Below are 1,503 nucleotides of genomic sequence, written 5' to 3'. Positions count from 1 at the left end.
TTCCCGGCCGCCTGATCATTCTCGCGTCCGGTTACGTCTCGATTACTTTTGGCCTCAAGGCCCCGAACCATGCGGTCGTCACCGCGTGCTCGACCGGCGCTCATGCGATCGGCGACGCGTCGCGTCTGATCGCGCTCGGCGACGCCGACGTGATGGTTGCGGGGCGGCACCGAGTCGCCGATCAGCCGTCTGGCGATGGCTGGTTTCGCCGCAGCGCGTGCGCTGTCGACCGGCTTCAACGAATCTCCCGAGAAGGCGTCGCGTCCTTACGACAAGGATCGCGACGGCTTCGTGATGGGCGAGGGCGCCGGCGTCGTCGTGCTCGAAGAGTACGAACACGCCAAGGCGCGCGGCGCGCGAATCTACGCCGAGGTCGTCGGCTACGGCCTGTCGGGCGACGCCCACCACATCACGGCGCCGAGTTCGGACGGCGACGGTGCGTTCCGCTGCATGAGCGCCGCGATCAAGCGCGCCGGCATCGCGGTGTCGGACATCGACTACATCAACGCCCACGGCACTTCGACTCCGCTCGGCGACGAGATCGAGCTCGGTGCCGCGCAGCGTTTGCTCGGCAATGCCGCATCGCGCGTGTCGATGTCCTCGACCAAATCGTCGGTCGGCCATCTGCTCGGTGCTGCCGGTGCGGTCGAGGCGATCTTCAGCGTGTTGGCGATCCGCGACAATGTCGCACCGCCGACGATCAATCTCGACAATCCGTCGGTCGAGACTGCGGTCGATCTCGTGCCATGGAAGCCACGGCAACGTGAAATCAACGTCGCGCTGTCGAACTCTTTCGGCTTTGGCGGGACTAATGCGTCGTTGATCCTGCAGCGCGTGGTGAACTGAGGCGCGTCACGGTTCACCGTTTCGCCTCATTCGCTGCCCATCGCTCGCACCTGTCAACCGCTTGCACCTTGCTTATCACGCTTACGATCTTCGGTTGTTCGATGTTCGGGAGTATGATCGGCTGCGCCGGGCTGGTCCGAGACACGCCGCTCCGGACTCCGACGTGGCAATAACGCTCCGACCGCGGGTTGTGCTTCACCGCGCCAGCCTGGTCGAGCCGAGAGGAATTAGGTTGCACGATGAGTGAAAGGCCGCCGATTTCGCCGCGAAGCCCACGTGCCGCGCTCGAACCGGAACAACTGCCGCCGCCGCCCAAGCGGTCGGATCACGCCCGCAACCCGCTCGTCATCGTCGGCAACGCCATCATCACCATCATCCTCGTGCTGATGATCGGCGCCGGCGGCATCTACGTCTATGGCAAGCAGAAGCTCGAAGCGCCGGGACCGCTGCAGGAAGACAAGGTCGTCGTCATTCCGCAGCGCGCCGGGCTCGGCGACATCGCCGATGTGCTGCAACGTGAAGGCGTGATCGACAACAACCGTTGGACCTTCATCGGCAGCGTGCTCGCGCTCAAGGCGCGCACCGAACTCAAGCCGGGCGAGTACTCGTTCACCAGGAACGCCAGCCTGCGCGATGTGATCGGCACCATCGTCGAAG

General features: G+C 64.8%; 2 pseudogenes. Both read left to right on the top strand.

Features of this window, described 5'->3' with window-relative positions:
- Window positions 1–846 (top strand): annotated as a pseudogene (locus I5M_RS30060) (beta-ketoacyl-ACP synthase II); the annotation flags it as partial.
- Between the two features lie 239 nt (window positions 847–1,085).
- Window positions 1,086–1,503, top strand: a pseudogene (locus tag I5M_RS18140) (aminodeoxychorismate lyase); the annotation flags it as partial.

This window comes from Rhodopseudomonas sp. B29 (assembly GCF_000333455.1).
Classification (GTDB): domain Bacteria; phylum Pseudomonadota; class Alphaproteobacteria; order Rhizobiales; family Xanthobacteraceae; genus Rhodopseudomonas.
The sequence above is the reverse complement of the archived record's forward strand: the minus strand, read 5'-3'. Positions and strand labels throughout refer to the sequence as shown.